Source organism: Micromonospora sp. NPDC005367 (assembly GCF_040606825.1).
Taxonomy (GTDB): domain Bacteria; phylum Actinomycetota; class Actinomycetes; order Mycobacteriales; family Micromonosporaceae; genus Micromonospora.
The window spans coordinates 242,301-269,259 of the sequence record NZ_JBEXFP010000001.1 but is presented as its reverse complement, the minus strand read 5'-3'; the positions used below and the strand labels follow the sequence as shown (position 1 = coordinate 269,259).

General features: G+C 70.2%; 27 protein-coding genes. 14 read left to right on the top strand and 13 right to left on the bottom strand.

The features are described from left to right. Positions 1 to 109: 109 nt before the first annotated feature. The 3 genes from ABZS42_RS01185 (at position 110) to ABZS42_RS01175 (ending at position 3,557) form a co-directional block, all read left to right on the top strand. Positions 110 to 745 carry a hypothetical protein gene (locus ABZS42_RS01185; protein WP_355141231.1) on the top strand — a complete coding sequence of 212 codons (636 nt, stop codon included), beginning with the start codon at positions 110 to 112 and terminating at the stop codon, positions 743 to 745. Between the two features lie 1,124 nt (positions 746 to 1,869). Continuing rightward, positions 1,870 to 2,352 carry a PH domain-containing protein gene (locus tag ABZS42_RS01180; protein WP_355141229.1) on the top strand — a complete coding sequence of 161 codons (483 nt, stop codon included), beginning with the start codon at positions 1,870 to 1,872 and terminating at the stop codon, positions 2,350 to 2,352. 101 nt (positions 2,353 to 2,453) lie between these two features. Further along, the gene (locus ABZS42_RS01175) at positions 2,454 to 3,557 is read left to right on the top strand and encodes a beta-eliminating lyase-related protein (protein WP_355141227.1); all 1,104 of its coding nucleotides are present in this window, start codon (positions 2,454 to 2,456) and stop codon (positions 3,555 to 3,557) included. Positions 3,558 to 3,564: 7 nt separating this feature from the next. Here ABZS42_RS01175 and ABZS42_RS01170 read toward each other — a convergent pair whose 3' ends face one another. The 5 genes from ABZS42_RS01170 to ABZS42_RS01150 form a co-directional block, all read right to left on the bottom strand. Next, positions 3,565 to 4,023, bottom strand: a complete 459-nt coding sequence (locus ABZS42_RS01170; protein WP_355141225.1) for a GNAT family N-acetyltransferase — start codon at positions 4,021 to 4,023, stop codon at positions 3,565 to 3,567. A gap of 86 nt (positions 4,024 to 4,109) precedes the next feature. Further along, positions 4,110 to 4,487: a carboxymuconolactone decarboxylase family protein gene (locus ABZS42_RS01165; protein ID WP_355141223.1), complete on the bottom strand. Its 378-nt coding sequence runs from the start codon at positions 4,485 to 4,487 to the stop codon at positions 4,110 to 4,112. A 114-nt stretch (positions 4,488 to 4,601) separates the two neighbouring features. Then, entirely contained in the window at positions 4,602 to 5,318 is a 717-nt protein-coding gene (locus ABZS42_RS01160; protein WP_355141221.1) for a class I SAM-dependent methyltransferase, read from the bottom strand. 99 nt (positions 5,319 to 5,417) lie between these two features. Continuing rightward, the gene (locus tag ABZS42_RS01155; protein WP_355141219.1) at positions 5,418 to 5,780 is read right to left on the bottom strand and encodes a PH domain-containing protein; all 363 of its coding nucleotides are present in this window, start codon (positions 5,778 to 5,780) and stop codon (positions 5,418 to 5,420) included. A gap of 47 nt (positions 5,781 to 5,827) precedes the next feature. Continuing rightward, entirely contained in the window at positions 5,828 to 6,712 is an 885-nt protein-coding gene (locus tag ABZS42_RS01150; protein ID WP_355141369.1) for a LysR family transcriptional regulator, read from the bottom strand. A gap of 108 nt (positions 6,713 to 6,820) precedes the next feature. Here ABZS42_RS01150 and ABZS42_RS01145 point away from each other — a divergent pair, with 108 nt between their 5' ends. Next, a complete protein-coding gene (locus ABZS42_RS01145) occupies positions 6,821 to 7,183 on the top strand; it encodes a DUF1801 domain-containing protein (protein WP_355141217.1) in 363 nt (120 codons plus the stop codon). Continuing rightward, the gene (locus tag ABZS42_RS01140; RefSeq protein ID WP_355141215.1) at positions 7,180 to 7,575 is read left to right on the top strand and encodes a VOC family protein; all 396 of its coding nucleotides are present in this window, start codon (positions 7,180 to 7,182) and stop codon (positions 7,573 to 7,575) included. The genes ABZS42_RS01145 and ABZS42_RS01140 overlap by 4 nt, the downstream gene beginning before the upstream one ends. A 231-nt stretch (positions 7,576 to 7,806) precedes the next feature. Here the strand turns inward: ABZS42_RS01140 and ABZS42_RS01135 are convergent, their stop codons facing one another. Next, positions 7,807 to 8,112 (bottom strand): 4a-hydroxytetrahydrobiopterin dehydratase, encoded by a 306-nt coding sequence (locus ABZS42_RS01135; protein ID WP_076466530.1) that lies wholly within the window; start codon positions 8,110 to 8,112, stop codon positions 7,807 to 7,809. Positions 8,113 to 8,295: 183 nt separating this feature from the next. Here ABZS42_RS01135 and ABZS42_RS01130 point away from each other — a divergent pair, with 183 nt between their 5' ends. Then, entirely contained in the window at positions 8,296 to 8,736 is a 441-nt protein-coding gene (locus ABZS42_RS01130) for a (deoxy)nucleoside triphosphate pyrophosphohydrolase (RefSeq protein ID WP_355141213.1), read from the top strand. 163 nt (positions 8,737 to 8,899) lie between these two features. Here the strand turns inward: ABZS42_RS01130 and ABZS42_RS01125 are convergent, their stop codons facing one another. The 6 genes from ABZS42_RS01125 to ABZS42_RS01100 all read right to left on the bottom strand — a co-directional run bounded on the left by ABZS42_RS01125 (position 8,900) and on the right by ABZS42_RS01100 (position 16,276). Beyond that, positions 8,900 to 9,964, bottom strand: coding sequence for a succinate dehydrogenase/fumarate reductase iron-sulfur subunit (locus ABZS42_RS01125; protein ID WP_355141212.1), 1,065 nt, complete (start codon positions 9,962 to 9,964; stop codon positions 8,900 to 8,902). After that, entirely contained in the window at positions 9,964 to 11,880 is a 1,917-nt protein-coding gene (locus tag ABZS42_RS01120) for a fumarate reductase/succinate dehydrogenase flavoprotein subunit (protein ID WP_355141210.1), read from the bottom strand. Before ABZS42_RS01120 ends, ABZS42_RS01125 begins: the two co-directional genes overlap by 1 nt. Before the next feature lie 11 nt (positions 11,881 to 11,891). Continuing rightward, on the bottom strand, positions 11,892 to 12,698 hold the full coding sequence (locus tag ABZS42_RS01115) for a hypothetical protein (RefSeq protein ID WP_355141208.1): 807 nt from the start codon (positions 12,696 to 12,698) through the stop codon (positions 11,892 to 11,894). Positions 12,699 to 13,018: 320 nt separating this feature from the next. After that, positions 13,019 to 14,413, bottom strand: coding sequence for a metallopeptidase TldD-related protein (locus ABZS42_RS01110; protein WP_355141206.1), 1,395 nt, complete (start codon positions 14,411 to 14,413; stop codon positions 13,019 to 13,021). A gap of 58 nt (positions 14,414 to 14,471) precedes the next feature. Next, complete coding sequence (locus ABZS42_RS01105) at positions 14,472 to 15,908, bottom strand: TldD/PmbA family protein (protein WP_355141204.1); 1,437 nt, start codon at positions 15,906 to 15,908, stop codon at positions 14,472 to 14,474. Positions 15,909 to 15,970: 62 nt separating this feature from the next. Continuing rightward, a complete protein-coding gene (locus tag ABZS42_RS01100) occupies positions 15,971 to 16,276 on the bottom strand; it encodes a Uma2 family endonuclease (protein WP_355141202.1) in 306 nt (101 codons plus the stop codon). A 289-nt stretch (positions 16,277 to 16,565) separates the two neighbouring features. On the opposite strand from ABZS42_RS01100, the gene ABZS42_RS01095 reads away from it, so the two are divergent. The 5 genes from ABZS42_RS01095 (at position 16,566) to ABZS42_RS01075 (ending at position 22,694) form a co-directional block, all read left to right on the top strand. Further along, on the top strand, positions 16,566 to 17,621 hold the full coding sequence (locus tag ABZS42_RS01095; protein WP_355141367.1) for an ABC transporter ATP-binding protein: 1,056 nt from the start codon (positions 16,566 to 16,568) through the stop codon (positions 17,619 to 17,621). Positions 17,622 to 17,676: 55 nt separating this feature from the next. Next, on the top strand, positions 17,677 to 18,729 hold the full coding sequence (locus tag ABZS42_RS01090; RefSeq protein WP_355141200.1) for a dipeptide ABC transporter ATP-binding protein: 1,053 nt from the start codon (positions 17,677 to 17,679) through the stop codon (positions 18,727 to 18,729). Further along, positions 18,726 to 19,730, top strand: a complete 1,005-nt coding sequence (locus ABZS42_RS01085) for an ABC transporter permease (protein ID WP_355141198.1) — start codon at positions 18,726 to 18,728, stop codon at positions 19,728 to 19,730. Before ABZS42_RS01090 ends, ABZS42_RS01085 begins: the two co-directional genes overlap by 4 nt. Before the next feature lie 69 nt (positions 19,731 to 19,799). Continuing rightward, complete coding sequence (locus ABZS42_RS01080; RefSeq protein ID WP_355141196.1) at positions 19,800 to 20,786, top strand: ABC transporter permease; 987 nt, start codon at positions 19,800 to 19,802, stop codon at positions 20,784 to 20,786. 165 nt (positions 20,787 to 20,951) lie between these two features. Next, positions 20,952 to 22,694 carry an ABC transporter substrate-binding protein gene (locus ABZS42_RS01075; RefSeq protein ID WP_355141194.1) on the top strand — a complete coding sequence of 581 codons (1,743 nt, stop codon included), beginning with the start codon at positions 20,952 to 20,954 and terminating at the stop codon, positions 22,692 to 22,694. A gap of 102 nt (positions 22,695 to 22,796) precedes the next feature. On the opposite strand, the gene ABZS42_RS01070 is transcribed toward ABZS42_RS01075, so the two are convergent. Beyond that, positions 22,797 to 24,944 carry a prolyl oligopeptidase family serine peptidase gene (locus ABZS42_RS01070; RefSeq protein WP_355141192.1) on the bottom strand — a complete coding sequence of 716 codons (2,148 nt, stop codon included), beginning with the start codon at positions 24,942 to 24,944 and terminating at the stop codon, positions 22,797 to 22,799. A gap of 85 nt (positions 24,945 to 25,029) precedes the next feature. On the opposite strand from ABZS42_RS01070, the gene mshB reads away from it, so the two are divergent. From mshB to ABZS42_RS01055, 3 genes are all read left to right on the top strand, one after another. Continuing rightward, positions 25,030 to 25,953 carry an N-acetyl-1-D-myo-inositol-2-amino-2-deoxy-alpha-D-glucopyranoside deacetylase gene (mshB, locus tag ABZS42_RS01065; RefSeq protein WP_355141190.1) on the top strand — a complete coding sequence of 308 codons (924 nt, stop codon included), beginning with the start codon at positions 25,030 to 25,032 and terminating at the stop codon, positions 25,951 to 25,953. Positions 25,954 to 25,970: 17 nt separating this feature from the next. Further along, complete coding sequence (locus tag ABZS42_RS01060; protein ID WP_355141365.1) at positions 25,971 to 26,408, top strand: hypothetical protein; 438 nt, start codon at positions 25,971 to 25,973, stop codon at positions 26,406 to 26,408. A 74-nt stretch (positions 26,409 to 26,482) separates the two neighbouring features. Beyond that, positions 26,483 to 26,947 carry a hypothetical protein gene (locus ABZS42_RS01055; RefSeq protein ID WP_355141188.1) on the top strand — a complete coding sequence of 155 codons (465 nt, stop codon included), beginning with the start codon at positions 26,483 to 26,485 and terminating at the stop codon, positions 26,945 to 26,947. Positions 26,948 to 26,959: the final 12 nt, after the last annotated feature.

Genomic DNA, 26,959 nt, shown 5'->3' with positions numbered 1-26,959 from the left:
GCCGTTAGGCACAGACTTGGGGGCGGATGTGGATCAGCATGCTGGTCGAACCGCACCGGGGGTGCGGGCCCACGTCGCGCGTGCTGTCGGTCGCGCCCAACTTGTGCTGTTGGACTTTGACGGTGTGATGTTCGACGTGCGGGCCACGATGGGTCCGGAAGCCCGTGAGCAGGCGATCACGGGCTTGCTGATGAGTCGCGAACACCGGCCCCGATCAGTGCCGGTCACATTCTCGTTCTTCGGGGTTCACCCGACGCTGGAGTATCTCGCGAAGCACGAACCTGATCACGCCGTTGAGGCGGAGGCACTCATCTCGGGCCTGGAGGTGGAAGCGGCGCTCACCGCCAAGCCGACGCGGGGCCTGGACCAACTCCTCGCCGTCCGTGCTGCCGCCGGGCGCAAGGTAGCCGTGATCAGCGACCTCTCCGAGGACGCAGTGTGGGCCACGCTCCGAGCGCACATGCTGGATAGGTACGTCGCTGCCGTCGCCGCTCGGCAGGGACTCGACCTTCCTGGCGTCGACGCCGGTTGTACCGCTGTACGCGCGGCCGATCTGCTCGGAGTGCCCGTCGCGTCCTGCCTTGTCGTGTGCGGTTCCTTTCTGCGGCTGTACCAGGCTCGACGTGCGGGTGCGATTGGGCTTGGCTGCGAATGCGGACGCGATTCACGCAAACACTTGGCCGCTAACCAGACCCCCGTCGTTTCGAACCTTGCCACCCTGACCCAGGCATTGCTCGTTCCGTAGCACCAGACTCCAGCTCCGAAGACTCGATCACGAGGGACACGCCACAGTCAACATCCGCAGCCAAGCCCGTCGTCCGCCCGACAGCAGTAGTGGATCGACGAGCTAGTGATCGCGGAGCACGGACACGATCAGGCGGCGGACGCAGCCGGATCTGCCCATGATCCTGTCGTCTAGGGTGGGACAGGTGGTGGGCACTGCGTGGTGACAGCGAACCTTGCGGCGGTGAGAGCCTTGTCTGTTGATCGGCAACTCGGCTGGGCATCCTGGAGTGGTCAGCGCCGCAAAGTCAGGAGCGGAAAGTCCTACCGCTTACTCGTACTGTCCTGGCGGAGCGCGTTGCTCACGCTTGCTATTGGCGCACTGATCCAGGTCCTGTCGATCAACGACATAATTGGCCACTCCGCGGAAGTAGTTCTAATTCTTCCGTGTGTTTTGGTGTTTCTCGTGTCTGCACTCGTGGCTGTCGTGGCACTAGCAATTGAGGCAGCCCATTTTTCGCAGATCCCACTTGGAAGAGGGGTAACTCAGCGTCAAGCTCGTTTCCGTACCATGTTCTTGGTGGATCTGGTAACGCTTCATGTGCTTCCACGTAGGAGTTCAGGTGCTGGGTGACTGACTGGGTGACGACGGTGCCGTACATGCTCGGACGTTGAGGGACGTTGTCGGATCGTTCGTGCAGGTAGTCGGTCCTCCGGCCGCTGGCCACCGCGTTGTGGTGTTTCCTACACGCCGAAGGCGTCCAGTGGCTCCACGTCGGTCCCGACGGACAGTGGGTGCAGCCCCGTCTTCTCGCACGCCTCAACGTCCCAATGGATGCCGCCAGTTGCCGGGCAGTCTTGTCGCCTGTCCCGACGTGTCCACCGGGCGAATCCCACACGCCCGGGTAGGCGCGGCGGTTCCGACTCGGTGGACGCGGTGGCTTCAGCCCGATCCCCGGATGGACACCCGCGTGTTCCGTGACGGTCGCGTACGACCCGGTGCCACTCGTCCGGACAGGCTCGGGAGGTTCTGCCCATGACGTCTCGGTGATGATGTTTTCCTCTCTCGGTTCATTTCCTGGTTGTCGGGTGTCACGTTTTTGCGCTGCGGGACGATCGCGTCGGATAGGTGGGGTGGGAGTGCGGATGGACTTGGACGAGGTGCGGGTGTGGCGACTGGGTGTCGCGTTGAGGATCTTCGCCGGCCTGCTCTTCGGCGTTGTGACCGCAGGGGTGGTGGCTTTCCTCGCCTACCAGGCTGCCGCGCCCGACGGCGACTTGCGTTCGGCGCTCGTGGCCCCGGTGCCTTTCGGCTTGTTGGGATTCTTGTTGTGGCGGCAGACATTCCATCCTCGGCTCTCCGCAGGTCCCGAAGGATTGGTCCTGCGCAGCCAGTGGCGTACGACCCGCGTTCCGTGGTCGGCCGTTGTGCGGTGTGATGCGGGCTATTACGGAATTGCCATCACCTGCACCGACGGCAGTCGGGTGATGGCTCCCGCACCACAGAAGTCGAACCTGAGCCGCTGGCTCGGGCGTCAGACCGGAGCGGACGACGTTGCCGACTACCTCGAACGGCGTGCCGGGGAGCACCGACGGGAGGTCGAAGCGAGTGGCGTGCCGGGTGAGTGACGACGGGTAGGGGCCCGGCCGGACGACGGCGAGCGGAATCCATCACCGGTGTCGGGGAGGGAGCTGCCGCTGGTCGGTAGATCGTCTGCGACGATCTGCGAATGCAGGACACAAGGCGGCGCCGGCTGGCCGCTCAGGCGGCCTCCGATCGAATCCTCTCCGGGGCCCGGCCGGCCACCATGCGGGACCACCTCGCCGCGCTGGCCGAGGGCGGGAATCTGGACGACCAGCCCGACTTCTACGGCGACGGACCGGTGGGCGCGCTGGAGGAGCGGGTCGCGGAACTCCTCGGCGCCGAAGCCGCCGTCTTCTTCCCCACGGGCACGATGGCGCAGCAGGTGGCGCTGCGCTTCGGTGCCGACCTCAGCGGACATCGCACGGCGGCCCTGCACCCGCTCGGTCACCAGGAGGTGCACGAGCGGCACGCCCACGCCCACCTGGGCCGTCTGCGCAGCACCTGGCCGACGACCGTGCCCCGCAACCCCACCGCCGACGAGATCAGCGCGCTGGCCGAGCCGGTGAGCACCGTCGTCTTCGAGCTCCCGCTGCGCGACGCGGGTTTCGTACTCCCCTCCTGGGACGAACTCGTGGCCGCGTGCGCCGCGACGCGCGCCATCGGGGCGCGCGTGCACTTTGACGGTGCACGGATCTGGGAGTCCGGCCCATACCTTGCGCACACCCTCAGCGAGATCGTCGGCCTCGCCGACAGCAGCTACGTGTCGTTCTACAAGACACTCGGCGGCATCAGCGGCGCGGCGCTCGCCGGCACCACGGAACTGGCCGCGTACGCGCGGGTCTGGCGGCACCGGTACGGCGGTCAGCTGTTCCAGCAGTGGCCGGCCGCCCTGAGCGCTCTCGCCGGACTCGACATGGTGCTGCCGCGCGTCCCCGAGTACGTACGACACGCCCGCACGGTCGCGGCCGCCCTCGCCACGCTGCCGGGGGCCCGGGTTTATCCGGACCCTCCGCACACGCACCAGTTCCGGCTCTGGCTACCCCACCCGGCAGAGACGCTCAACGACGCGGCGCTGGCGCTCGCCGAGAAGGAGAAGGTGTGGTTCGTCGGCGGCTGGCAGGAGACTGAGGTGCCGGGCGTGTCGAGAGCCGAGGTCACCGTCGCCGGGCCCGGCCTCGAATGGAGCGCCGAAGACGTCGTCGAGGCCGGCGAACGGTTCCTCCACGTCGCCGGCTCGCTGCGGGACTGACCGGCCGTCAGGCCGGCTGCCAGCGGAGCCAGCGCTGGTCGTGCTGGAAGCCGACCCGCTGGTAGAAGCGCACCGCGCGTTCGGTGGAGTGGACGGTCACGTGCTCCAGGTCCAGCTTCCGAGCCTCGTCCAGCACGGCCTCCAGCAGTTCGGCGCCGATTCCGCTGTCACGCAGCTCGGGTACCACGTACACCGACTGGACGTCGCCGCTGCGCCGGGCGCGGTCGGCGGGCGTGGGCACCCGGTCGGCGACCATCAGCCACGCCATCCCGACCACCGCGCCGTCGACCTCGGCGAGGAAGGGCAGGTGGCTCGACAGGTGGTCGGCGACCCAAGTGGAGAAGAGCCGCAGGAACGCGTCACGGTCGGTGCCGGTGTAGCCGCGCTCCTCGGTCAGGCGGCGCCACCGGAGGCTGCCCAGGTCCGGCGCGTCGGCTGCTGTCGCCGCCCGTACGGTCACCTGCATCTGACACCCCTGTGCGCTCGCGCGGATCAGCTCGGCACGGCGGAGGCCGCCCCGACAGAGGATCTTAGGTGCCGCCGCGGCGCGCGTCAGCCCTCGCCGAAGACCGCGAGCGCGACCTGGTAGCAGTCGAAGGCTCGGGCCGCGCCGGCGTACGCGGCGAGGTGAATGAAGAGCTCGACGATCTCCTCCTTGCTGACGCCGGAGTGCAGCGCGATCCGCAGCTGCCCGCGCAGCGGCTCGTGTGTGCCGAGCGTGGCGGCGATGGCGACGGAGACGAGGGCCCGGCTCCGGGTGTCCAGCCCGGGGCGCGGCCACGACTCGCCGAACGTCTGCACCGTGGCGAGGCGGCGGAAGTCCTGCCCGACCTCCGGCTCGCCGGGAGCGAGCGGAAGGGTGAGCGGGGTACCCAGGAGCCTTTCGGCCGTGTCGAGTGCCCGCTGGTAGCTGTCCGGCTGATCGGTCATCGTCGTCTCTCCCGAAGCCTGAATTCCGGCACGAGGCCGCGCAACCTGCCGCGCTCGTCGGTGCCCGCGCCGGGCCGGCGGAGCGGTCGGTTACTCTTCCCGCTCCGTCGACGGTTATTCCGACGTCACCGGGCGGCGGGCGATGACCAGGAGTTCGCCGTCGCCCGCACCGACCGGCTCGCGCCCCCACCCACCGAAGACGTGCTCGACGTAGAACCCGGCCACCCGCAGCGAGTCGCGCAGGTCCCGTTCGGTGCGGAAGCGCAGCGTGGCCGAGCTGTGCAATTCCTCGCCGTCGGGAAAGACGTAGTGGTGCTCGAAGCCGACGTCGCCCGCGGCGATCGCCGTCACCTCGGTCCACGCCTCGACCTTGCGGCCGTCCGGCAGGACGATCCGACGCCGCGAGTCGACCGGGTTCCACCGCTCCCAGCGCCGGTCCGCCGGGTCACGTGAGTCGAAGACCAGCCGGCCACCGGGCGCCAACGCCCGGCGCAGATCGGCGAGGGTGGCCGCCCACTGGGCGTGGGTGGCGAAGATCTGGGCCACGTGGCTGGTCATCAGTGCCACGTCGTACGCGTCGCTCGGAAGTACGGCCGACGTGCCCTCGATCCAGGTGACCCGGTCGGCACCGGGTTTCTGCCGGGCAGCGGCGAGGGAGGCGTGCGCCGGGTCGACGCCGGTGACGGCGTGACCGGCCGCCGCCAACGCTATGGTCAGCCGTCCGGTACCGCAGCCGAGGTCGAGCACCCGGGCGGTGGGCGTCTCGCCGACCACGGTGAGGAAGAAGTCGTCGTCGGGGCCCCAGGGGCATTCCGCGTCGTACACCTGCACCAGGCGAGGGTCTTCGAACTCCGCGTGCTTCACCGTTCCGGGTTCCCGCCCGCCACGTCGCCGCCCTTCACTCGCCGCTTCTCGCCGCCTCGTCCACGGTCAGGAGATGTAGTGCAGGATCACATTGTGGACGTGGTGGCTCTTCTGCGTGCCACGGAATTCCACCTCGTAGGTGTGCGTACCGACGTGGATCGCGATCGCGCCCGTCGAGAAGAACGAGCCGCCCCAGGACTTGTTGCTGACCACGCTCACGCTGGTGATCTTCGAGTACGGGATGCTGGTGATCGCGTACCGCTTGCCGATGAACGAGCGATCCTGGACGATCACTCGCCGATCGGTGAGGCCGATGAATCCGGTGCCGGTGCCGACGGCGTCGTAGACGGCGATGATCTGCTCCCCGTCGAGCAACCCGCTCTGGATCTGCTGGAACTGCTCCTTGCGGTCGTACGTCGCGTTGGCCATGAGCCTCACGTTAGGAAGCGCCCGCCAGCCGCCGGAAGCGGCGTGGATCAGCTTGCGACCGAGTCGGCCGCGGCTCGGACGAACTCGCGGACCCGGGCGGTGGTGTTGCTCCCCAGCCAGACCGGGCCGCGCCGGATCGGTGGGGCGTCGTGGATCGGAACGTAGGCGACATCGGGGCGCGGGTAGTAGCGCATGGTGTGCGCACCGACCGGTAGGACACCCCGGCCCAACGCCACCAGCGACAGCATCTCCGAGAACGTGTTGCCTGTCGGCCCTCTCGGCACGGAACGGCCCGACGGGGTGCGGTCCGGTGTCCGGTCCCGCTTGAACCCGGTCGAGGTCACTGCCGGGTACTGCACCACCGGGTGCTCTGCCAGCACCTCGAGAGAGACCGACTCCGCGGCGGCCAGCGGATGCCCGGCCGGTACCGCCAGCGCCCGGCCCTCGGTGAGCATCGTCGGCCCGGTCGCCATGCCGTCGAAGGGGTACGCGGCGATTAGTACGTCGATCGAGCCGTCGAGCAAGCTCGGCCGGGAGTTGAACAGCTGGACCTCGCGTACCTCGACCTCGCATTCGGGGTGGCGCTGGCTGAACAGAGCGACGGCCTTGAGCAGCGCGGGCGCGGTCCACTCGCCGAGGAAAGCGACACGTAGCGTCCCCGTCACTCCGCGACCGGCATCCACGGCCCGCGCGACTGCCTCGTCGATCCCGGCCACCAGTGGCCGGAGTTCGTCGGCGAAGCGCCGGCCGATCGGGGTGAGCTGGACGACGCGGCTGGTCCGTGCGAAGAGTGGGGCGCCGATCCGCCGCTCCAGCCGTTTGATCACGTGGCTGACTCGGCCGGTCGTCACTCGCAGCCGTTCGGCGGTCCGCCCGAAGTGCAGCTCGTCGGCGAGAACGAGGAAGGTCTCGAGCTCGTACCGCTCCAGCATCGCGCCGTCCAATCGTTGCGCCAGGGTCAACGATCGTAGCCCGATCCCGTCTTGGTCGCCGCCGCCGTCGGGCCGAGAGTGGAGTCGTCCACGAGCGAGAGGCAAGCAATGAGCAGCAGCAACACCATCGAGGGTTATCTGGCCGACCTCCGGCCGCCGCTTCGGGAGATCGCAGTGCGGCTCCGATCCGTCATCGACGCGGCCCTACCGGGCACCACCGCCGCCGTGTGGCACGGCCATCCGGTCTGGGGCGTCGGCGACAACCCGGGCCGCCGGCCGGTCAGCCTGGTCAAGGCCTACGGCGCGTACGTCACCTTCGGGCTGTGGCGGGGACAGGAGGTCGACGACCCGTCCGGGCGGTTGATCCCGGGAGCCCGGCAGATGGCCTCGGTCAAACTGCGCACCGTCGCCGACGTTGATCCGGCCCTGTTCACCGGTTGGCTCGGCCAGGCGCGGGAGTTGGAGGCGTGAGCGGCGTGCGGATCATCGGCTTCGACCACCTCGTGCTCAATGTCGCCGACGTCGAGCGGTCGCTCGACTTCTACTGCGGTCGGCTCGGTCTGGCACCGGTCCGGGTCGACGAATGGCGCGCCGGGCGTGTCCCGTTCCCCTCGGCGCGGGTCAGCCAGGACACCATCATCGACCTGATCCAGGCCGACCGAGGGGAGCGGAACGTTGACCACTTCTGTCTGGTGGTGGCTCCGCTGGACTGGGCGGAGGTGATCGACTCAGGGGCGTTCACCGTGCTGGAGGGGCCGGTCGGGCGGTTCGGGGCGCGCGGCTCCGCCACCTCGATCTACGTCAGCGATCCGGACGGCAACTCCATCGAACTCCGCTGGTATCCGGCGGACCGCTGCGACTGACCGTCGTACCGAAGCCCCGTCGGCGCGGCCCGTTGGACGCGTCCGGCGGGGCGATTCTCGGTGACGACGAAGCTTCAGGTCTCCAGCCAAGTCCTCGATCGTGGCGATCGCCTCCGGTCGCTGCGCTCCCGCTGCCGGACCGGCATCATCAGCAACAGCTTCGTGGGTGCACGGGACTGTGAGCAGGAGCAATCCGGCTTCGCCGACGACCGGGAAGCGTACGCCGGGCCGTCAGGACTCGGTGACCGTGCGGTAGGCGTCCTCGATCCGGGCGGCGAGCAGCACCTCGCCCTCGCTGAGCGGGACGTTGCCGTGCCCCACCCGGATCTGGGTGTGGTCCGCCCGGCGGCTGATCTCCGGCCGCAGGTGCAGCGCGTCCGCCACCACCTTCACCCGCTCCGTCAGTGCGGCGTGCTGGCTGTCGTCGATCACGAGGGTGCGTTGGATCTGCTCGCCCTCGCGGGTCCACCCGGGGAGCAGTGTGAGTGCGTCGGAGAGGTAGTCCTGCTTCGCTCGGCCGTTGAACAGCGCACGCATCACCGCACCTCCCAGGCGCCGTTGCCGGCTTGTGGCCAAATCGTCGCCATCCCGTGTCTTGTCGGTGGCTTCTAGTCTTTCGCCCTGCAGTTCGTGTGTCCACGCCCACACTTCCGGGTCTTCCTGACCTAGCGGCCGGTTCCGGTACCCAAACCGCCGATTGATCTGGCACGCTGGACGGCCGTGCAGACCGAACGGGCGAGTGGCGGCGGGCAGGCCGCGCGGCGGGACCTCAAGGTGATCGTGGGCGCGGCGATCATCCGGGACGGACGGGTGCTCGCGTGCGCGCGCTCCGCACCGCCGGAGGTGGCCGGCATGTGGGAGTTCCCGGGTGGCAAGGTCGAACGGGGGGAGTCCGAGCCGGAAGCGCTGGCCCGGGAATGCGTCGAGGAACTGGCCGTACGCGTGGAGATCGGCGACCGGGTCGGCCGCGACGTCAAGATGGCCCACGGACGCTCGGTGCTCAAGGTGTACGCCGCGCGCCTGCTCGGTGACGCCGAGCCCCAGCCGCTGGAGCACTCGGGGCTGCGCTGGCTCTCCGCCGCCGAGCTGCACTCGGTGACCTGGCTGCCCGCCGACGCCCCCATCGTGGCCGCCCTGCGTCCCCTGCTCGCCGCCGGCTGACCGTTCGGCGGCCTGCTGGCCGGGCCTGCGAGGCCGGTCGTCCGGTAACCGTCTTGGCCGGCCCGGCCGGGCCGCGCTGATGACGTAGCGGGCATTTCGGCAGAATAGAAGCGGGGGCCGGCGGCAAATGCCGCGGCCCCCGTCGTCATCGTCGTCGACGTGCTCAGTGCTTGTCCTGCTCCGGGTGGGCGAAGTTGAGGTGCTCCGGAGGGAGCGGGAAGCTCACGTCGTCGCCGAAGGGCGACGGCGCGGCGGCCCGGTCGAAGGTCAGCTCCGTGAGCGGCAGCTTGCCCCGCTCGTCCACCGCCGGCGCGGACGGGTGGGGCACCTCGCGGTGCCAGTTCACCCCGCCCTGCGCCTGGGCCTCGGCCTGCGGGTCGTGCGAGCCGCCGGCGTGCGAGTGCACTCCGCCCCGCGTGGTGCTGGGCGTCGCCGGCCCGGCCGCGCGGGCGCTGGTCACGCTGGTCTGGGGCGTCTCGCCCCGACGGAAGATCTTGCTACCAAGCCACACAAGGGGATCGTACCTGCGGTCGACCGCGCGTTCCTTCATGGGGATGATCCCGTTGTCAGTGATCTTGATGTGTTCGGGGCAAACCTCGGTGCAGCACTTGGTGATGTTGCAGTACCCCAGGCCCATCTCCGCCTGTGCGTACTCCTTACGGTCGGTCCGGGTGTCGAGCGGGTGCATGTCCAGTTCCGCGGCGCGGATGAAGAACCGCGGCCCGGAGAAGGCCGGCTTGTTCTCCTCGTGATCGCGGATCACGTGGCACACGTTCTGGCACAGGAAGCACTCGATGCACTTGCGGAACTCCTGCGAGCGCTCCACGTCGACCTGCTGCATCCGATAGTCGCCGGGCGCCACGTCCGCCGGCGGCGCGAAGGCGGGGGTCTCGCGGGCCTTCTCGTAGTTGAACGAGACGTCGGTGACCAGGTCCCGGATGACCGGGAACGTGCGCAGCGGCGTGACCGAGACCGTCTCCTCCGGCTCGAACGTCGACATCCGGGTCATGCAGGCCAGCCGCGGCTTCCCGTTGATCTCCATGGAGCAGGAGCCGCACTTGCCCGCCTTGCAGTTCCACCGGCAGGCCAGATCGGGCGCGTCGGTGGCCTGTAGCCGGTGGATGACGTCGAGGACGACCTCGCCCTCGTTCACCTCGACCATGTAGTCCTGCAGGTCGCCGCCGTTCTCGTCGCCCCGCCAGATGCGGAACTCCCGCTTGCTTCCCATCAGTTGTTCGCCTCCTCGGTGAGGGCGTCGAACTCGGCGAGTTCCTCGTCGGTCAGGTACTTGGCCAGCTCGGCCCGGTCGAACAGGCCGATCAGCTCCGGCCGCATCTTCGGTAGCGGCTTGCGGGTCAGCGTGACCGTGTCACCGCCCATCGAGCAGACCAGGTTGACCCGGCGCCACTGCGGGTCCATGGCCGGGTGATCCTCCCGGGTGTGCCCGCCGCGCGACTCGCGGCGCTCCAACGCCGCCTTGGCGGTGCACTCGGAGACCACCAGCATGTTGCGCAGATCCAGCGCGAGATGCCAGCCCGGGTTGTAGCGCCGCCCACCGGCCGCGCTCACCTTCGCCACCCGCTCGCGCAGCTCGGCGAGGCGGACCAGGGCGTCGGCCAACTCGCCCTCGCGCCGGATGATTCCTACCAGATCTCCCATCACCGCCTGGAGGTCCTGCTGGAGGGTGTACGGGCTCTCGCCCGTGTCCCGCTGCAACGGCGCCAACGCCGTCTCCACCGCGGCCTCGACCGCCTGCACCGCCACCTTCGGCCGCTCGGCCAGAGCCTCGGTGTACGAGGCCGCGTGGCCGCCCGCGCGCTTGCCGAAGACGAGCAGGTCGGACAGGGAGTTGCCGCCGAGCCGGTTGGAGCCGTGCATGCCGCCGGAGACCTCACCCGCGGCGAAGAGGCCGCGTACGTGGCCGACCGCCGCCCCGCTGTCGGGCTCCACCTCGACGCCACCCATCACGTAGTGACAGGTCGGGCCGACCTCCATCGGCTCCTTGGTGATGTCGACGTCGGCCAGCTCCTTGAACTGGTGGTACATCGACGGCAGCCGGCGGCGGATCTCGTCGGCCGACTTGCGGCTCGCGATGTCGAGGTAGACCCCGCCGGCGGGCGTACCCCGACCGGCCTTGACCTCGCTGTTGATGGCCCGCGCCACCTCGTCACGGGGCAGCAGCTCCGGTGGGCGGCGGTTGTTGTCCGGGTCGGTGTACCAGCGGTCCGCCTCCTCCTCGGTCTCCGCGTACTGCTTGCGGAAGACGTCGGGCACGTAGTCGAACATGAACCGCTTGCCGTCGGAGTTTCGTAGCACGCCGCCGTCGCCGCGGACCGACTCGGTGACCAGGATGCCCTTGACCGACGGCGGCCAGACCATTCCGGTCGGGTGGAACTGGAGGAACTCCATGTTGATCAGATTCGCCCCGGCGCGCAGCGCGAGCGCGTGGCCGTCCCCGGTGTACTCCCACGAGTTCGAGGTGACCTTGTAGGACCGGCCGACACCGCCGGTGGCCAGCACCACGGCGGGGGCCTCGAAGAGAATGAACTCGCCGGACTCCCGGTAGTAGCCGAACGCCCCGGCCACCCGGTCGCCGTCGAGCAGCAGTTCGGTGATGGTGGTCTCGGCGAAGACCCGGATCCGGGCGTCGTACGAGCCGAGCTCGCGCTTGTCCTCCTGCTGCAGCGAGACGATCTTCTGCTGAAGGGTGCGGATCAGCTCCAGGCCGGTGCGGTCGCCGACGTGTGCCAGTCGCGGGTATTCGTGGCCGCCGAAGTTGCGCTGCGAGATCTTGCCGTTCTTGGTGCGGTCGAAGAGCGCACCGTACGTCTCCAGCTCCCAGATCCGCTGCGGCGACTCCTTCGCGTGCAGCTCGGCCATCCGGAAGTTGTTCAGGAACTTGCCGCCGCGCATGGTGTCGCGGAAGTGCACCTGCCAGCTGTCGCGTGGGTTCACGTTGCCCATCGCGGCGGCGGCGCCGCCCTCGGCCATCACCGTGTGCGCCTTGCCGAACAGCGACTTCGAGATGATCGCGGTCTTCTTGCCGGCCAGCCGGGCCTCGATCGCCGCGCGCAGGCCGGCGCCGCCGGCGCCGATCACGACGACGTCGTAGTGGTGTCGTTCGATTCGAGTGGTAGTCGTCATGTCCAGGCCCTCTAGTTGATGAACCGCAGGTCGGGGAACCACTCGGCCGCGACCGCCATGACGTAGAAGTCGGTCAGCGCCAGGGTGCCGAGCGTGATCCAGGCGAGCTGCATGTGCCTGACGTTGAGCCAGGACACGCCGGTCCAGGCCCGGTAGCGCAGCGGGTGCTTGGAGAAGTGCTTGAGCCGGCCGCCGATGATGTGCCGGCAGGAGTGGCAGGAGATGGTGTACGCCCAGAGCATCACCACGTTGCCGATCAGGATGAGGTTGCCCAGCCCGAATCCGAAGCCCTTCGGCGAGTGGAAGGCGAGCACCGCGTCCCAGGAGTTGATCAGCGAGATGATCACGGCGGCGTAGAAGAAGTAGCGGTGCAGGTTCTGCCCGAGCAGCGGGAAGCGGGTCTCACCGCTGTAGCTCTGGTGCCCGTCCGGGACCGCGCAGGCCGGCGGCGAGAGCCAGAACGACCGGTAGTACGCCTTGCGGTAGTAGTAGCAGGTCAGCCGGAACAGCAGCAGGAAGGGCAGCGTGAACGCGGCCTCGGGGATGATCCACCAGTCGGGGAGGATCCGTCCGAAGTGTGCGGCGCCCTCGACGCACCGGTCCGTGATGCACGGGGAGTAGAACGGGGTCAGGTAGTGGAAATCCTCGACCCAGTACCAGTTGTGCAGGTAGACCCGGACCGTCGCGTACGCGACCCAGGCGGTGAGTCCGACGACGGTGATCAGTGGGGCGAGCCACCAGCGGTCGGTGCGCAACGTCTTCGCCGCGATGGCGGCGCGCCCCCGCGCTCCCCGCGGCCTCGTTGCCGTTGATGTCATTCGAGTCGTCTCCTCGACGGGGCGCCCGCACCCGCGCGGGCGGAACTTCCTCCGGTCGGCACGCGGACCGTTGAAACCGCACCCGCTTGCCACGTCATGCGCACACCAACGACCACGCCGGCGCGCCGGCGCAGCTAAGTGACACACGTTACGCCGATCTTCGCTTGCCGTCCGTCCAAGACGGCGTCCCGTGTGTCCGGCTGGCCCAGGAGCCCCCGGAACGATGATCGATGTGACGATGTTAAGTAAGTCGTTGTCCCGTCGTGACGCCGGGGTGGCCGAGCAGCACCGGGGCCCCTCGGGTGTGTGCCGCCACCGGGTCAGCCGGAGGCGCCACCGGTGAAGTTCCACTCGGCCAGCCGCAGCGGTGGGCCCGCCCACCAGACCCCGTCCAGCCGGTCCGGTTGACGCACCGGACGCCGGCCGAGGCCGAGCACCCGACCGGGCCCCAGCGCCCGCGGGTACGACTCGGTGAACCGGAAGTCGCGTACCGCCGCGGTCACCTCGCCGTCCTCGATCAGCCAGACGCCGTTGCGCGTCAACCCGGTCACCACCAGGCTCTTCGGGTCGAGCACCCGGGTGTACCACAGGTCGCTGACCAGCAACCCGCGGGTGACCTGTGCGACCAGGGCGGCGGTGTCCCGGTCGGCGACCGCGCCGGCAGCCGGAACCCCCGGGCTGCCGTCCGCGTCCCCGCCCGTCCCGTCGCTGCCGAGCAGCCGCAGGTTACGGGGGATCGGCCCGAAGCTCGCGCCGCCCATGATCCCGTGCCCGGTGGACTGCGCCCCCGCGTTCACGGCCGTCCTCCGGTCGTGCGCGACGGCGGCGGTGGTGCCGGCCTCGACCAGCGTCAGCCGTCGCCGGGGGGTGCCCTCCACATCGAACGGCAGGTCGACCGCGGCGAGCGGATCGTCGACCACGGTGACGGCCGGGTCGAACTGTGCCGTTCCCGGTTCGGCGAAGGACTGCCGCTCGGCGTGCCGCTTGCCGTTGAAGCCGTACCAGGACAGGTTCTGGAGCAGGTCCGCCACCGCCGCGGGCTCGAACACCACCTCGTAGCGTCCCGGCGGCAACTCGACGGGAGCCACCGCCGCGCGAGCCTTGGCCGCCGCCCGGGTGCCCAGCGCGGCGCCGTCGATGTCGGCGAGCCGGTCGGCGCAGAGCCGAGCGACCCCGTCCGCGCCCCCGGCCCGGGCGATGCCGTCCATGGCCGCCTCGACGGCGTGACCGTACGCCGAGTGGCCCACGCTGTTCGCGAATCCCGATGAGCGGTGGGTGGTACGGCAGTAGCCGGCCGTCTCCAGTCCGTCGGCCGCCTCGACGAAGGCGCGGACCCGCTCGGCCCGCTCGTCCGGGTCGGCGTACGCGGTGGCCTCGTCGACCGGCCCGCTGGCCGCTGTCGGGGTGGGCGGGGTGAGTCCGGGCCAGGCCGGGTCGGGCGGACCTAGCCGGGCGGCGGTGAGGGTCCGTTCGACCAGCGTGCGCAGCCCCTCCGGGCTCACCTCGCTGCCGCTGCCCGCGGCGGTGCGTCCGTCGACGTGCACCCGCAGCCGGACGCCGACACCGGACTCGGCGACGTTCTGGTGGATGAAGGAGGTGGCGAACCGGGTCAACGCCAGATCGGCCCGGGTGACCACCGCCTCGGCCTGCGCGTCCGGGCCGCCGACGCGGCGGACCAGTTCGACCACCTGGCCGGCGAGTTCCAGCTCGGTCATGCCGACCAACCTTCCGTTCGCGACTGCGGGGCTCGCAAACCCGGCTCACTCCTCGCGCTCACGCGGACACCCCCACGCGAACGTTGCGGAACCGGGCCGGCGCGGCCGGATGCCCGGTGTGCCCGGTCTGGCCCGGCTGGCCCTTGCCGCAGTTCGGCGTGCCCCAGGCGACGGTCTCCGAGGAGAGCATGTCCATCGACCGCCAGAAGAGCGGGCCGATGCCGGTGTAGGTCGGGTTGCGCAGCATCCGGCCGCGCCGGCCCCGCTTCACCTCCCAGCCGACCTCACAGCCGAACTGGAAGTTGAGCCGCTTGTCGTCGATCGACCAGGACCGGTTGAGGTCCATCAGCACCCCGTCGTCGGTGGCCGCGATGATCTCCTCCAACGTGTGTGGGCCGGGTTCGAGTCCGACGTTGGTCATCCGCACCATCGGCAGCCGGGCCCAGCCGTCGGACCGTACGCTCCCGCCGTAGTCCAGGCCCGCGACGGCGGCCGAGTCACGGCCGGCGAGCACGCCCACCCAGCGGCCCTCGCGGACCGCGTCCCGCTTCACCGCGGGGGAGCCCTCGTCGTCGAAGCCGAAGCTGCCCAGCGCGCCCGGGATGGTCGGATCGATGGTGACGTTCATCAGCTCGGAGCCGTAGCGCAACGAGCCGAGCTGGGCGAGGTCCAGCCAGGACGTGCCGGCGAAGGCGGCCTCCCAGCCGAGGATCCGGTCCAGCTCGATGGCGTGCCCGACCGACTCGTGGATCTGCAGAGCCAGTTGTTCGCCGCCGAGGATCAGGTCGGTCTCGCCCGCCGGGCACGGGGGAGCGGTGAGCAGCTCGCGGGACTCCTCGGCGATCCGGGCGGCGTGCGCGGCCAGGTCCAACGACTCGACGAGTTCCCAGCCGGTGGTGCCGTACTGGCCGCGGTAGCTGGGATAGGAACGGCGCTGGGTCTCGCCGTCGCCGATCGAGGTGGCCGAGATGCCGCCGCCGCACTCGCGGATGCGCTGGTCGATCCGGTGCCCCTCGCTGGAGACGAACCACTTGCTCGTGTCCCAGATCTGGTAGAGCCCCTCGGCCAGGTCGGCGCCGTGCTCCCGCATGGCCCTGGTCGACCGCACCAGCAGGTCGCCCTTGTCGGAGAGCGGCACGCCGAGCGGGTCGATGTGGCACTCCGATGCCCAGGTCGCGGTAACCGCTTCGGTGGGCACCAGGTCGACGGGCGGGCCGGGCACGCGCGCGCTGGCCGCGGCGATCCGCGCGGCACGCCGACCGGCGTCGCGGGCCGCGGCGTCGGAGAGGTCGGGTACGGCGTAGAAGCCCCAGCTCGATCCGACCAGGGCGCGTACCCCGAGGCCGATGCTCTCGTGCTGGGTCAGCTCCTCGATCTCGCCGTTGCGTGCGGACATCGACTCGTAGGTCCGCTGCATGACGCGCGCATCGGCGTACCGGGCTCCGGCGTCCACTGCGGCCTGCACGGCGGCGGTCGCCGCGTCGAACTCGGTCACGACCGCACTTCGATCTGTTGATCGCTCATGCGACCGACCCTAGGCCAGTGGCCCGACCTGCGTCAGGGCAGCAGCTCTTCGGGCCGGATCGTGGCCCGGACCGGCTCGGTCAGTTCCAGTGTCTCGCCGCGCTTGGCCGCCGAGTGCTCCACGTAGTGGCGGCCGCGACGCCGATGGAGGCGCAGGGCACCGGCCGCTTGATCGGCCAACAGGTACCAGTCGATGCCGGCAGCCGCGTAGTGGTGCATCTTGAGCACCTTGTCGTGAAGGCTCCCGTCGAAGAGTTCGACGCGCTGGGACGTCTCGCCGAGGGAGAGGTACTCCTCTTCGGTCCACGGGCCTTCGTGGTCGAACACCGCCACGGTCATGGTCACCTCCACCTCGTGTCGGCGGGAACGCTTGCCTGACTGCCGCTGTCATCGTCGCTCCGGAAGTGCGCCGACGTGGCGAGGTGAAGAAGCGGACTTCGTGAATGTGCTGGTGAGGGGTGTTCACGGACGTTGCCGAGTCGTTACGCTGACGGCCGCTGACAGCCGCTGGACTTGTAGCTTATTTTCACCCTCAGGGATTATCTGTAAGTTCTCTTCGTCACTGAGGGAGGCGGTCGTGGACAGGCCGAAGTCGGTGCCGTCCGGGCAACCGGGCGACCGCCCCAGCATGCCCGAACAGCGTTCCACCAGCGGGCCGTACCTGCGGGTGGACGATCTGCGGGTTCGTTTCGACACCGAGGACGGCGTGGTCCGTGCGGTCGACGGGGTGTCCTTCACGGTCGAGCGCGGCCGGACGCTCGGCATCGTCGGTGAATCCGGATCGGGCAAGAGCGTCACCTCGCTGGCCATCCTCGGGCTGCACAACGCCAAGCGGACGACGATCACCGGCGAGATCTCGGTCGGCGGCCGCCAGCTGGTCGGTCTGCCGGAGGAGGAGGTACGCCGGCTGCGCGGCCGGGACATGGCGATGATCTTCCAGGATCCGCTGTCGGCACTGCACCCGTACTACACGGTGGGCAAGCAGATCGCCGAGGCGTACCGGGTACACCACCCGGGCGCGGGCCGGCGGGAGGCCCGGCAGCGGGCGGTCGACATGCTCGGCCGGGTCGGCATTCCCCAACCGGCGCGCCGATTCGACCAGTACCCGCACGAGTTCTCGGGCGGTATGCGTCAGCGCGCGATGATCGCGATGGCGCTGGTCAACGACCCCGACCTGGTCATCGCCGACGAGCCGACCACCGCGCTGGACGTCACGGTGCAGGCGCAGATCCTGGACCTGCTCGCCGACCTCCAGGCGGAGTTCCACTCGGCGATCATCATGATCACGCACGACCTCGGTGTGGTCAGCCAGGTGGCCGACGACGTGCTGGTCATGTACGGCGGCCGGGCCGTCGAGCGGGGCAGTGTCGAACAGGTGCTGCGCCGCCCGCAGCACCCGTACACCTGGGGCCTGCTCTCCAGCGTGCCGTCCCTGCACGGCGACGCGGACGCGGACCTGGTGCCGATCCGGGGCAACCCGCCGAGCCTGATCAACCTGCCCTCGGGCTGCTCCTTCCACCCGCGCTGCCGGTACGCCGACCGCACCGGAGGCCGGTCCCGTACCGAGGTGCCGCAGCTGCGCCCGGCCGGCGAGGAGCGCCACCTGGTCGCCTGCCACCTGGCCGCCGAGGAGCGGACCCGGCTGTACCGCGAGGACATCGCACACGTGGGGGTCGCCCGGTGAGCGCGAGGAACGCAGCGCAGCGGAGTACCGCAGTCGCGATCGAAGGCAGGCTCCGATGAGTGAGGTGAGCGTGGCGCCGGCAGCGGCCGAGCCGCTGCTGCGGGTGCGGGGGCTGGCGAAGCACTTCCCGGTACGCACCGGCTCGCGCGGCCAGAGCCTGGTTCGCGCGGTCGACGGGCTGGACTTCGAGGTGCGGCCGGGCGAGACGCTCGGCCTGGTCGGTGAGTCCGGCTGCGGCAAGACCACCACCGGGCGGATGCTGGTCCGGCTGCTGGAGCCGACCGCCGGCACCATCGAGTTCGAGGGGCGGGACATCACGCACGCCGGCCGGCGGCAGTTGCGCCCGCTGCGCCAGGACCTGCAGATCATCTTCCAGGACCCGTACGCCTCGTTGAATCCCCGGCACACGGTGGGTCGGATCATCGCGATGCCGCTGCAGGTCAACGGCATCGAGCCACCCGGCGGCGTCAAGGCCAGGGTGCAGGAGCTGCTGGAGATCGTCGGGCTGAACCCGGAGCACTACAACCGGTACCCGCACGAGTTCTCCGGCGGGCAGCGACAGCGGATCGGCATCGCCCGGGCGTTGGCGCTGAGGCCGAAGCTCATCGTCGCCGACGAGCCGGTCTCCGCCCTGGACGTCTCGATCCAGGCGCAGGTCGTCAACCTGCTCCGCCAGTTGCAGCGCGATCTGGGGCTGGCGTTCGTGTTCATCGCGCACGACCTGGCCGTGGTGCGGCACTTCTGCCAGCGGGTGGCCGTGATGTACCTCGGCAGGATCGTGGAGATCGGCGACCGGGTCGACATCTACGAGCGGCCGCAGCATCCGTACACCCGGGCGTTGCTGTCGGCAATCCCGGATGTCACGAAGCTCGGCCCCGGCGGCCGGATCCGGCTCACCGGCGACGTGCCGACCCCGCTCGACCCGCCGTCGGGCTGCCGGTTCCGCACCCGCTGCTGGAAGGCGCAGGAGGTCTGCGCGACCGAGGAGCCGGCGCTGGTGTCGCGGGGTAGCGGACAGTCCGTCGCCTGCCACTTCCCGGAGTCCGGACCGGTGGCGGGGGAGAGCGGCGATCCGGCCGCCGTCACCGTCGAGGAGGTGTCGAAGTGAGCCTGTCCCCGGTGGAGGGTGTCGCGCTCGCCGAGATCGAGTCCGGTGGCCCGGAGGTGCCGGAACGCAAGGACGTCGTCGGCCGCTCACCGGGCCGGCTCGCCTGGATCCGGCTGCGTCGCGACCGTACGGCGATGGTCAGCGGCGGGATGCTGCTCTTCTTCATGCTGCTGGCGCTCGCCGCCCCGCTGGTCGAGCTGCTCTACGGCATCGGCCCGAAGGAGCAGTTCCAGAGTCTGCTGGACGGCTTCGGAATGCCGCTGGGCTATTCCGGCGGGGTCTCCGGCGACCACTGGTTCGGCCTGGAGCCGGGGCTCGGCCGGGACATCTTCATCCGGCTGATCTACGGACTGCGTACCTCGCTGTTCATCGCGTTCGCCGCGGCGGTCGTCACCGCGACGCTCGGCGTCGTGCTCGGCACGCTCGCCGGCTATCTCGGCGGCTGGCTGGACGCGGTGATCAACTGGATCACCGACCTGACGCTGGCCATGCCGTTCCTGGTCATCGCGCTGGCTCTGACGCCGACGCTGGTGCTGCGCTTCTACGGCGAGCGGGAGGCCGTCTCACCGGCCTTCGGGGTGGCGGTGCTGATCGGCGTCTTCGCGATCTTCGGCTGGACGAGCACCGCCAGGCTGGTCCGCGGTCAGGTGATCGCGCTGCGCGAGCGGGAGTTCGTCGAGGCGGCCCGGGCCAGTGGCGCCGGACTCGGGCACATGGTCTTCCGGCAGCTGCTGCCGAACATCTGGGCCCCGATCCTGGTGTCGTTCTCCCTGGCCGTACCGCAGTTCATCACCAGCGAGGCCGCGCTCTCCTTCATCGGCGTCGGGTTGAGCGACGAGACGCCGAGCTTCGGCCGGATGATCTACCGCAGCCTGGACTACCTCCAGACCGACCCGGCGTACGTCTTCTTCCCCGGCATCACGATCTTCGCGCTCGTGTTCGCCTTCAACCTCTTCGGCGACGCGCTGCGCGACGCGCTCGACCCGAAGTCGTCCCGGTAGAGGTGTCGAGATGAGCACGACGAGTGCGGTGGAGCGGGGCCCGGTGGCCGTGAACGGAGGAGAGCTCTGATGACTCGATTTCTGGTCAAGCGGCTCTTCTCCGCGGTCCTGACCCTCTTCGCGGTGAGCGTGCTGACCTTCCTGATGTTCTTCGCGCTGCCCCGGGACCCGGTCACCGGCATGTGTCCGAAGAACTGCAACCCGGAGCGGCTGGAGCGGGTCCGTGACGAGTTGGGTCTGAACGATCCGCTGGTCACGCAGTACGCCGGCTACATGAAGGGCATCGTCACCGGTCGGGACCTGGGCAGCGCCCAGGGCGGCCACTGCGACGCGCCCTGCCTGGGATGGTCGTACGTCACCAACGAGGCGGTCTCGGACACCATCGCGCGGGTGTTGCCGGTGACGCTCAGCATCGTGATCCCTGCGGCGGTCCTCTGGTTGCTGCTCGGGGTGGGGCTCGGCATGGTCTCGGCGCTACGCCGCGGCACCTGGTTGGACCGGCTCGCCATCGGCTTCTCGCTCACCGGCGCGTCGTTGCAGCTCTACTTCGTCGGTGCGGTGCTGCTGCTGGTGTTCGTCTACAACCTGCGGCTGCTGCCGGTGCCCAGCTACACGTCGATCCTCGACAACCCGGTGAAGTGGGCGAGTGGGCTGGTGCTGGCGTGGTTCTCCCTGGCTTTCCTCTTCTCCGCCATCTACGCGCGGCTCTCCCGGGCGCAGATGCTGGAGACGCTCTCGGAGGACTTCGTCCGTACCGCACGGGCGAAGGGCCTGGCCAAGCCCAAGGTGTACGGACGGCACGCGCTTCGCGCGGCGATCACGCCGGTGGTGACGATCGCCGGGCTGGACGTCGGTGGCGCCCTCGGCGGCACGGTGATCACCGAGACGACGTTCGGCATCCAGGGCCTGGGTCGTACCGCCGTCGACGCGGTGCGGGCCGGTGACCTGCCCACCATCATGGCCACCGTGCTGATCGCCGCGGTCTTCGTGGTGCTCGCGAACGTGCTGGTCGACCTGTTGTACGCGGCCATCGATCCGCGGGTGCGGCTGCGCTGACGCGGGGCGGTCCCGGCGGCGGCGCGGCCGGGGCGGGGCCGCCGGGCGATGATGAAAGTTATCGACAACTGTTACACAACTCGTAGGTTTTCTTCTTTACGATCCTCGGGACGTCGGCGGTTCCCTCCGACGGGCCGCAGGTCAGATGGGTGGAGGAGGTAGGAGATGCGACCACGCGTGGTGGCCGCCGCAGGCGGGGCGATCGCACTGGTTGTGGTGTTGGGTGCCTGCTCGAAGAACACGGGCGAAGGCACCACCGTGGACACCGACCGTACGCAGACCGGGGTGATCGCGACCGACCTGAAGGACTCGCAGGGCCCGGCCGCGGAGGTGGCGGGAGCGAGCAAGGGCGGCACCTTCAGCATCATCCGGGAGACCCCCATCTCCCACCTGGACCCGCAGCGGACGTACTCGTTCGCAGGCCTGATGGCGAGCCCGCTCTTCGCCCGCTACCTCACCACCTGGAAGGACGACGGCAAGGGCGGCCTGGTCCTCGTCGGTGACCTCGCCGAGACCCCGGGCAGCGACGTCAACAACGACTGCAAGGTCTGGGAATTCAAGATCAAGGGCGGGGTGAAGTTCGAGGACGGCAGCCCGATCACCTCGAAGGAGATCGCCTACGGCATCGCCCGCTCCTTCGACCCGGACCTCACCGGCGGCCCGACCTACATCCAGGAGTGGCTGGCCGACACCCCGCAGTTCGACACCAAGTGGGACTTCAAGAAGAACAAGGGCTCGCTGCCGCCGGGGCTGACCACCCCGGACGAGAAGACGCTGCGCTTCGAGTTCGCCAAGCCCCGCTGCGACCTGCCGTTCGCGGCCTCGCTGCCGACCACCGCGCCGCTGCCGCCGGCCAAGGACACCGGGGTCAACCTGGACAACAAGCCGTTCTCGTCCGGGCCGTACAAGATCGTCGAGAACCAGGTCGGCGTGAAGCTGACCCTGGACCGGAACCCGAACTGGGACGCGAAGACCGACCCGGTCCGGCACCAGTACCCGGACCAGTTCGTCTGGACCTTCGGCCCGACCCCGGACGCCGCCAACAACCGGGTGATCGCCGACAACGGTCCCGACCAGAGCGCGCTCGCCTTCAACACCGTGCCGGCCTCGCTGGTCGCCAAGGTGGCCGGGGACGCCGCGCTGAAGTCCCGCACCATCCTCTCGCCGACGCCGAGCGCCAACCAGCTCGTCATCAACAACCAGCGGGTCAAGGACCTGAAGATCCGCCAGGCGCTCAACTACGCGATCGACCGCGAGGGTCTGATCAAGGCGATGGGTGGGCCGACCGTCGCCGCGCCACTCACCACGCTGATGCCGCCGTCGACCATCGGCTTCAAGGCGTACGACGCGTACCCGGCCGGGGCCAGCGGCAACCTCGAGAAGGTCAAGGAGCTGCTCGGCGGTCAGACCCCGGAGCTGGTCCTCGGCGTCTCCGACGGCGCGACCGAGCAGCTGCAGGGCACCCAGCTCAAGGCCAACCTGGAGCGGGCCGGCTTCAAGATCACGCTGCGGAACATCCCGGACGACGCGAAGCTCGACGAGATCAAGAAGAAGGACAACCCCTGGGACCTGTACATCGGTAACTGGGCGGCGGACTGGCCGAGCGGCGCGTCGATCCTGCCGGTGCTCTACGACGGGCGCACCATCAAGCCCGAGGGCAACAGCAACCAGGCGTACTTCAACGACCCGGCGATCAACGCGGAGATGGACCGGATCCTGGCCATGTCTCCCGCCGAGCAGGGCCCGGAGTGGGCCAAGCTCGACGAGCGGATCATGAAGGAGTACGCCCCGGTGGTGCCGCTCTTCGTCGACGTGGCCTACAACGTGCACGGCTCCAAGGCCGGCGGGGTCTTCATCTCCAGCGTCTTCGGCTACCCGGCGTTCGTGAACGCGTACGTCAAGCAGTAGTCCCACCGCACGAACAGGCCCCCGGTCGACAGCGTCGTCGGCCGGGGGTCGTGCGCTGCCCGGCGCCGACAGGGGTTTCGGCAGGCGTCGGCGACGCCCTGTCTACCGCAGGTGCGTGCGGACGAAGTCCAGCTCCAGCCGGAGCAGCCGCTCCGCGGTGCCGCCGGCGGCCATGTGCGTCGCGCCGGTCAGCGGCAGCACCGAGTGCGGCCGGCCGGAGGAGAGCAGAGCGGCCGACAGCCGCAGGGTGTGCGCGGCGACCACGTTGTCGTCGGCCATGCCGTGCACCAGCAGCAGCGGGCGAGCCTCTTCCGGACCGGTCACCGGCTCGGCGGCCAACTCGACCAGCGAATGGTGCGCGTAGACGTCCACGCCATCGTCCGGCATCCCCAGGTAGCGCTCCGTGTAGGCGGTGTCGTAGAGGCTCCAGTCAGACACCGGTGCGCCGGCGATGCCGCAGCGGAACAACTCCGGGTGGCGCAGCACCGCCAGCCCGGCCAACCAGCCACCGAACGACCAGCCCCGTACCGCCACCCGGCTCAGATCCAGATCCGGGTGCTTGTCGGCCAGCGCGGTGAGCGCCTCCACCTGGTCGAGCAGGACCACGTCGGCCACCCGCCGGTGGATCGCCTTCTCGAACGACGGCGCGACCCCCGGCGTACCGCGGTTGTCCACGACCACGACCGCGAAGCCGGCATCGGCCCACCACTGCCGCTCCAGCCAGGCCGCCCGCGCCGCGACCACCTCCTGGTGGCCCGGGCCGCCGTAGACGTCCAGCAGAACGGGCAACCGCCGGCCGGTGACGTAGCTGTTCGGGTAGAGCACCGCACTGGGCAACCGCCGGTCGGTCACCCGCTCCAGCAGCGGCAGCGGCGAGTACGGCGCGACGGCGGCGTGCGACTCGAGCACCGCCACCTCCTCGTCGCCACGCCAGACCGTCCACCGCGTTCCCGCGTGGTCGAGCGAGGCGACACCCACCACGAGCACGTCCCCGCCGACGGCGGCGGTGTGCCAGCCCGAGTCGGAGGTCAACCGCCGGGCGTCGACCCCGCCGCCGATCGTCGTGCGTACCCGGAACAGGTGCCGCTCGCTCGGCTCGCCGTCACTCGCCTCGACCAGCAGATCGGGCGCGCCCGCGCCGACGGTGGGCAGCCGTCCCACCACCCGCCGCACGTACAGCGAGGGCGGGGTGAGCAGCGTGCCGTCGGCGAACAGGCAGCGCGCGTCGTACCCGTCGTGGGCCAGCTCGCCGCCGACCAGCACCCGGCCGTCGGGCAGGTGGGCGGGGGTGCCGGCGATCGGCTCGACCCAGCGCGGATCGGCCAGCTCGGCGTGCACCTGGGTCTCACCGGTGCGCGGATCCACCGCGAGCACGAGGCCGTGCTGCTGCGCACGACGCAGCACGGTGATCAGCGGGCCGCCGTCGGCCCAGCTCACGGCGGTCAGGTAGGGGTAGGTCTCCCGGTCCCAGTGCACGTCGACCCAACCACCGTCGAGGTCGAGCAGGTGCAGGCTGACCTCGGCGTTCGGCCCACCGGCCCGCGGGTACGCGACGGTCGTCGGCGGGGTGGCCGGGTCGGCCGGGTCGTGCAGGTGCCACCGGTCGAGCCGGGACTCGTCGACCCGGGCCGCCAGCACCGAGCGGCCGTCCGGCGCCCACCAGTAGCCGCGGAAGCGGTTGAACTCCTCGGCCGCGATGTGCTCGGCCAGGCCCCAGGTGACCCCGGAGTCCTCGCCGGCGAGCATCGTGTCGGTGCCGTCCGCGTCGACGACCCGCAGCTCGCCCCGACGAACCCCGTCCGTCGCGTCGGTGACGTAGGCGAGCCGCTCGCCGGTCGGATCCGGACGGGGATCGAGCACCGGTCCGACTGCGGCCACCTCGACAACGTCGCCGTGCACCAGGTCGGCGCGGAACAGCCGGCCGGCGATCGCGAAGACCGCCACCCGGCCGGCGGCGTCCAGGGCGTACGAGCCGATGCCGTCGGCGCTGAGCCGTAGCCGTTCGCGCAGCGCGCGTTCGCCGGGGGAGAGCTCGGTGGGGCCGGTGTCCGCGTCGAGCAGCACCGCCGGGTCGGCGACGAGCCGTTCCTCGCCCGTGGCGACGTCCAGGAGCCAGAGCGCGTCGGCCGGGTCCTCGGGGCCGGCCGAACGCAGGAAGATCACCCGGGATCCGTCGTCGGCCACGGAGACGGCGCGCGGCGCGCCGTGGCTGAACCGGCGGGTGCGGGCGGCCAGCTCCGGATAGTCCACGGCCAGATCGTAAGTCGGCTCTCGGGGTGATGTGGCCGACCTGCGCGGACGCGTTGACGTCGGCCGGACGGAACCGCCGGTTAGAGTGACGGGCGTGACGACGCTGCCCGACCGCCGCCTGCTGCTGGTCCACGCGCACCCCGACGACGAGACCATCGGCACCGGCTCGACGATGGCCCACTACGCCGCCACCGGCGCGCACGTGACGCTGGTGACCTGCACGCTCGGCGAGGAGGGCGAGATCCACGTGCCGGCGCTGGCGCAGCTCGCCGCCGATCAGGCCGACCAGCTCGGCGGCTACCGGATCGCCGAGCTGAACGCCGCCTGCGCCGCGCTGGGCGTCACCGACCACCGCTTCCTCGGTGGCGCGGGCCGCTACCGCGACTCCGGGATGATGGGGCTGACCACCAACGAGCACCGCCGGGCCTTCTGGCAGGCCGACCTGGACGAGGCCGCCGGACACCTGGTCGAGGTCATGCGCGAGACCCGACCGCAAGTCATGATCACGTACGACGAGAACGGCTTCTACGGGCACCCGGACCACATCCAGGCGAACCGGGTGGCGATGCGGGCGGTCGAGTTGGCCGAGGCCGAGGGTGTGGCCCCCGCCAAGGTCTACTGGACGGCCATGCCGCTCAGCGTGCTCAAGGCCGGCATGAGCCAGTTCGTCGAGTCGTCCGACAATCCGTTCGCCGGTGTCGACGACGTCTCGGAGCTGCCGTTCGGCACTCCCGACGAGCAGATCGCGGCCCGGATCGACGCCACCGATCGGCACACCGCGAAGCAGGCCGCGATGCGCGCCCACGCCACCCAGATCCCGGCCACCTCGTGGCTCTACACGATCGCCGGCGGCATCGGCGGTGAGTTCATGGGCGTGGAGTACTACACCCTCGCGAAGGGGGAGAAGGGGCCGGGCAGCGGCCCGTACGGCTGGGAGGACGACCTCTTCGCCGGCCTCGCCGACGACAGCCCGGACCGGGTCCCGGCAGCGGCGGCCGGTCTGCGGTGACGCTGCCCGCCGCCCCGATGTCGGTCGCCCCGGAAGAGACCAGCCCGCCGCCGGCGGGGCCACCACCGCGCCTGCTCGACCTCGGCATCAGGGTGGCCGGCGGTCTCGTGGCGGTCGTGGCCGGTGTGGTGACCGGGGTGCTGGAGCTGCTGCTCGCCACGCTCCGGGTGGCCGGGCAGCTCATCGGCGTGTCGGTGCTGGTGGCGGTCGCCGCGAACATCGCGCTCGGCTGGTTCGCCCACCAGACCGTCGGGCGCCGTTGGTCGGTGGCGCTGCCGGCGGTGCCGTGGTTCCTGCTGATGGTTGTCGCGGCGGTCCGGACGTCCGAGGGGGACCTGCTCCTCGCCGGTGACAACTGGGTCGGCCTCGTCATGATCGTGGCCGGCGCGATGACCTTCGCCGTCATGGGTTTCCGCCAGATCCTCGCCCCGCCACCGTCCCCACGCGGGTGGTGACGGGACACAGGTTCGAGTGGTAGATATTCCTGCCAGAAACCGTTCGAGGGAACGGTGTGGCAGGAGGTCGTGCGATGGACAGGCGCTGGCGCGACATCGGAGTGCTCGCCGGGGTGCTCTTCGCGATCAACGTGGTCGCCCGGCTGATCATCCACTTCGGGTTCGACGGTGAGGACACCGTCGCCGACCGGGTGTCGCTCGGCATGTTCGTGCTGATCGGGGTGATCCTCGCCGTGGTCGCCTTCGTGTGGGCGCGGCGTCGACCGCTGGGCGACTGGTCGGCCGACGTGGCGGGCGCGGTGCTGACCGCGATGCTGCTGACCGTGCTGGTCGGCCCGCTGCTGGTCGGCGACAGCCCGTTCGCCGGCGGCGCGGGCACGTTCTTCGCCCAGATCTGGCTCTACCTCGGGGCCACGCTGGCTGGGGCGCTGGTCGGCTACCTGGTCGCCACCGCGCTCGGCCTCGATCACCGGTCGCAGAGCCTCAAGCGGTACACCGAGCTGAAGGCCGCCAAGCCCCCCAAGGTCGTCCGCCGCTGACGGGCCCCCGGA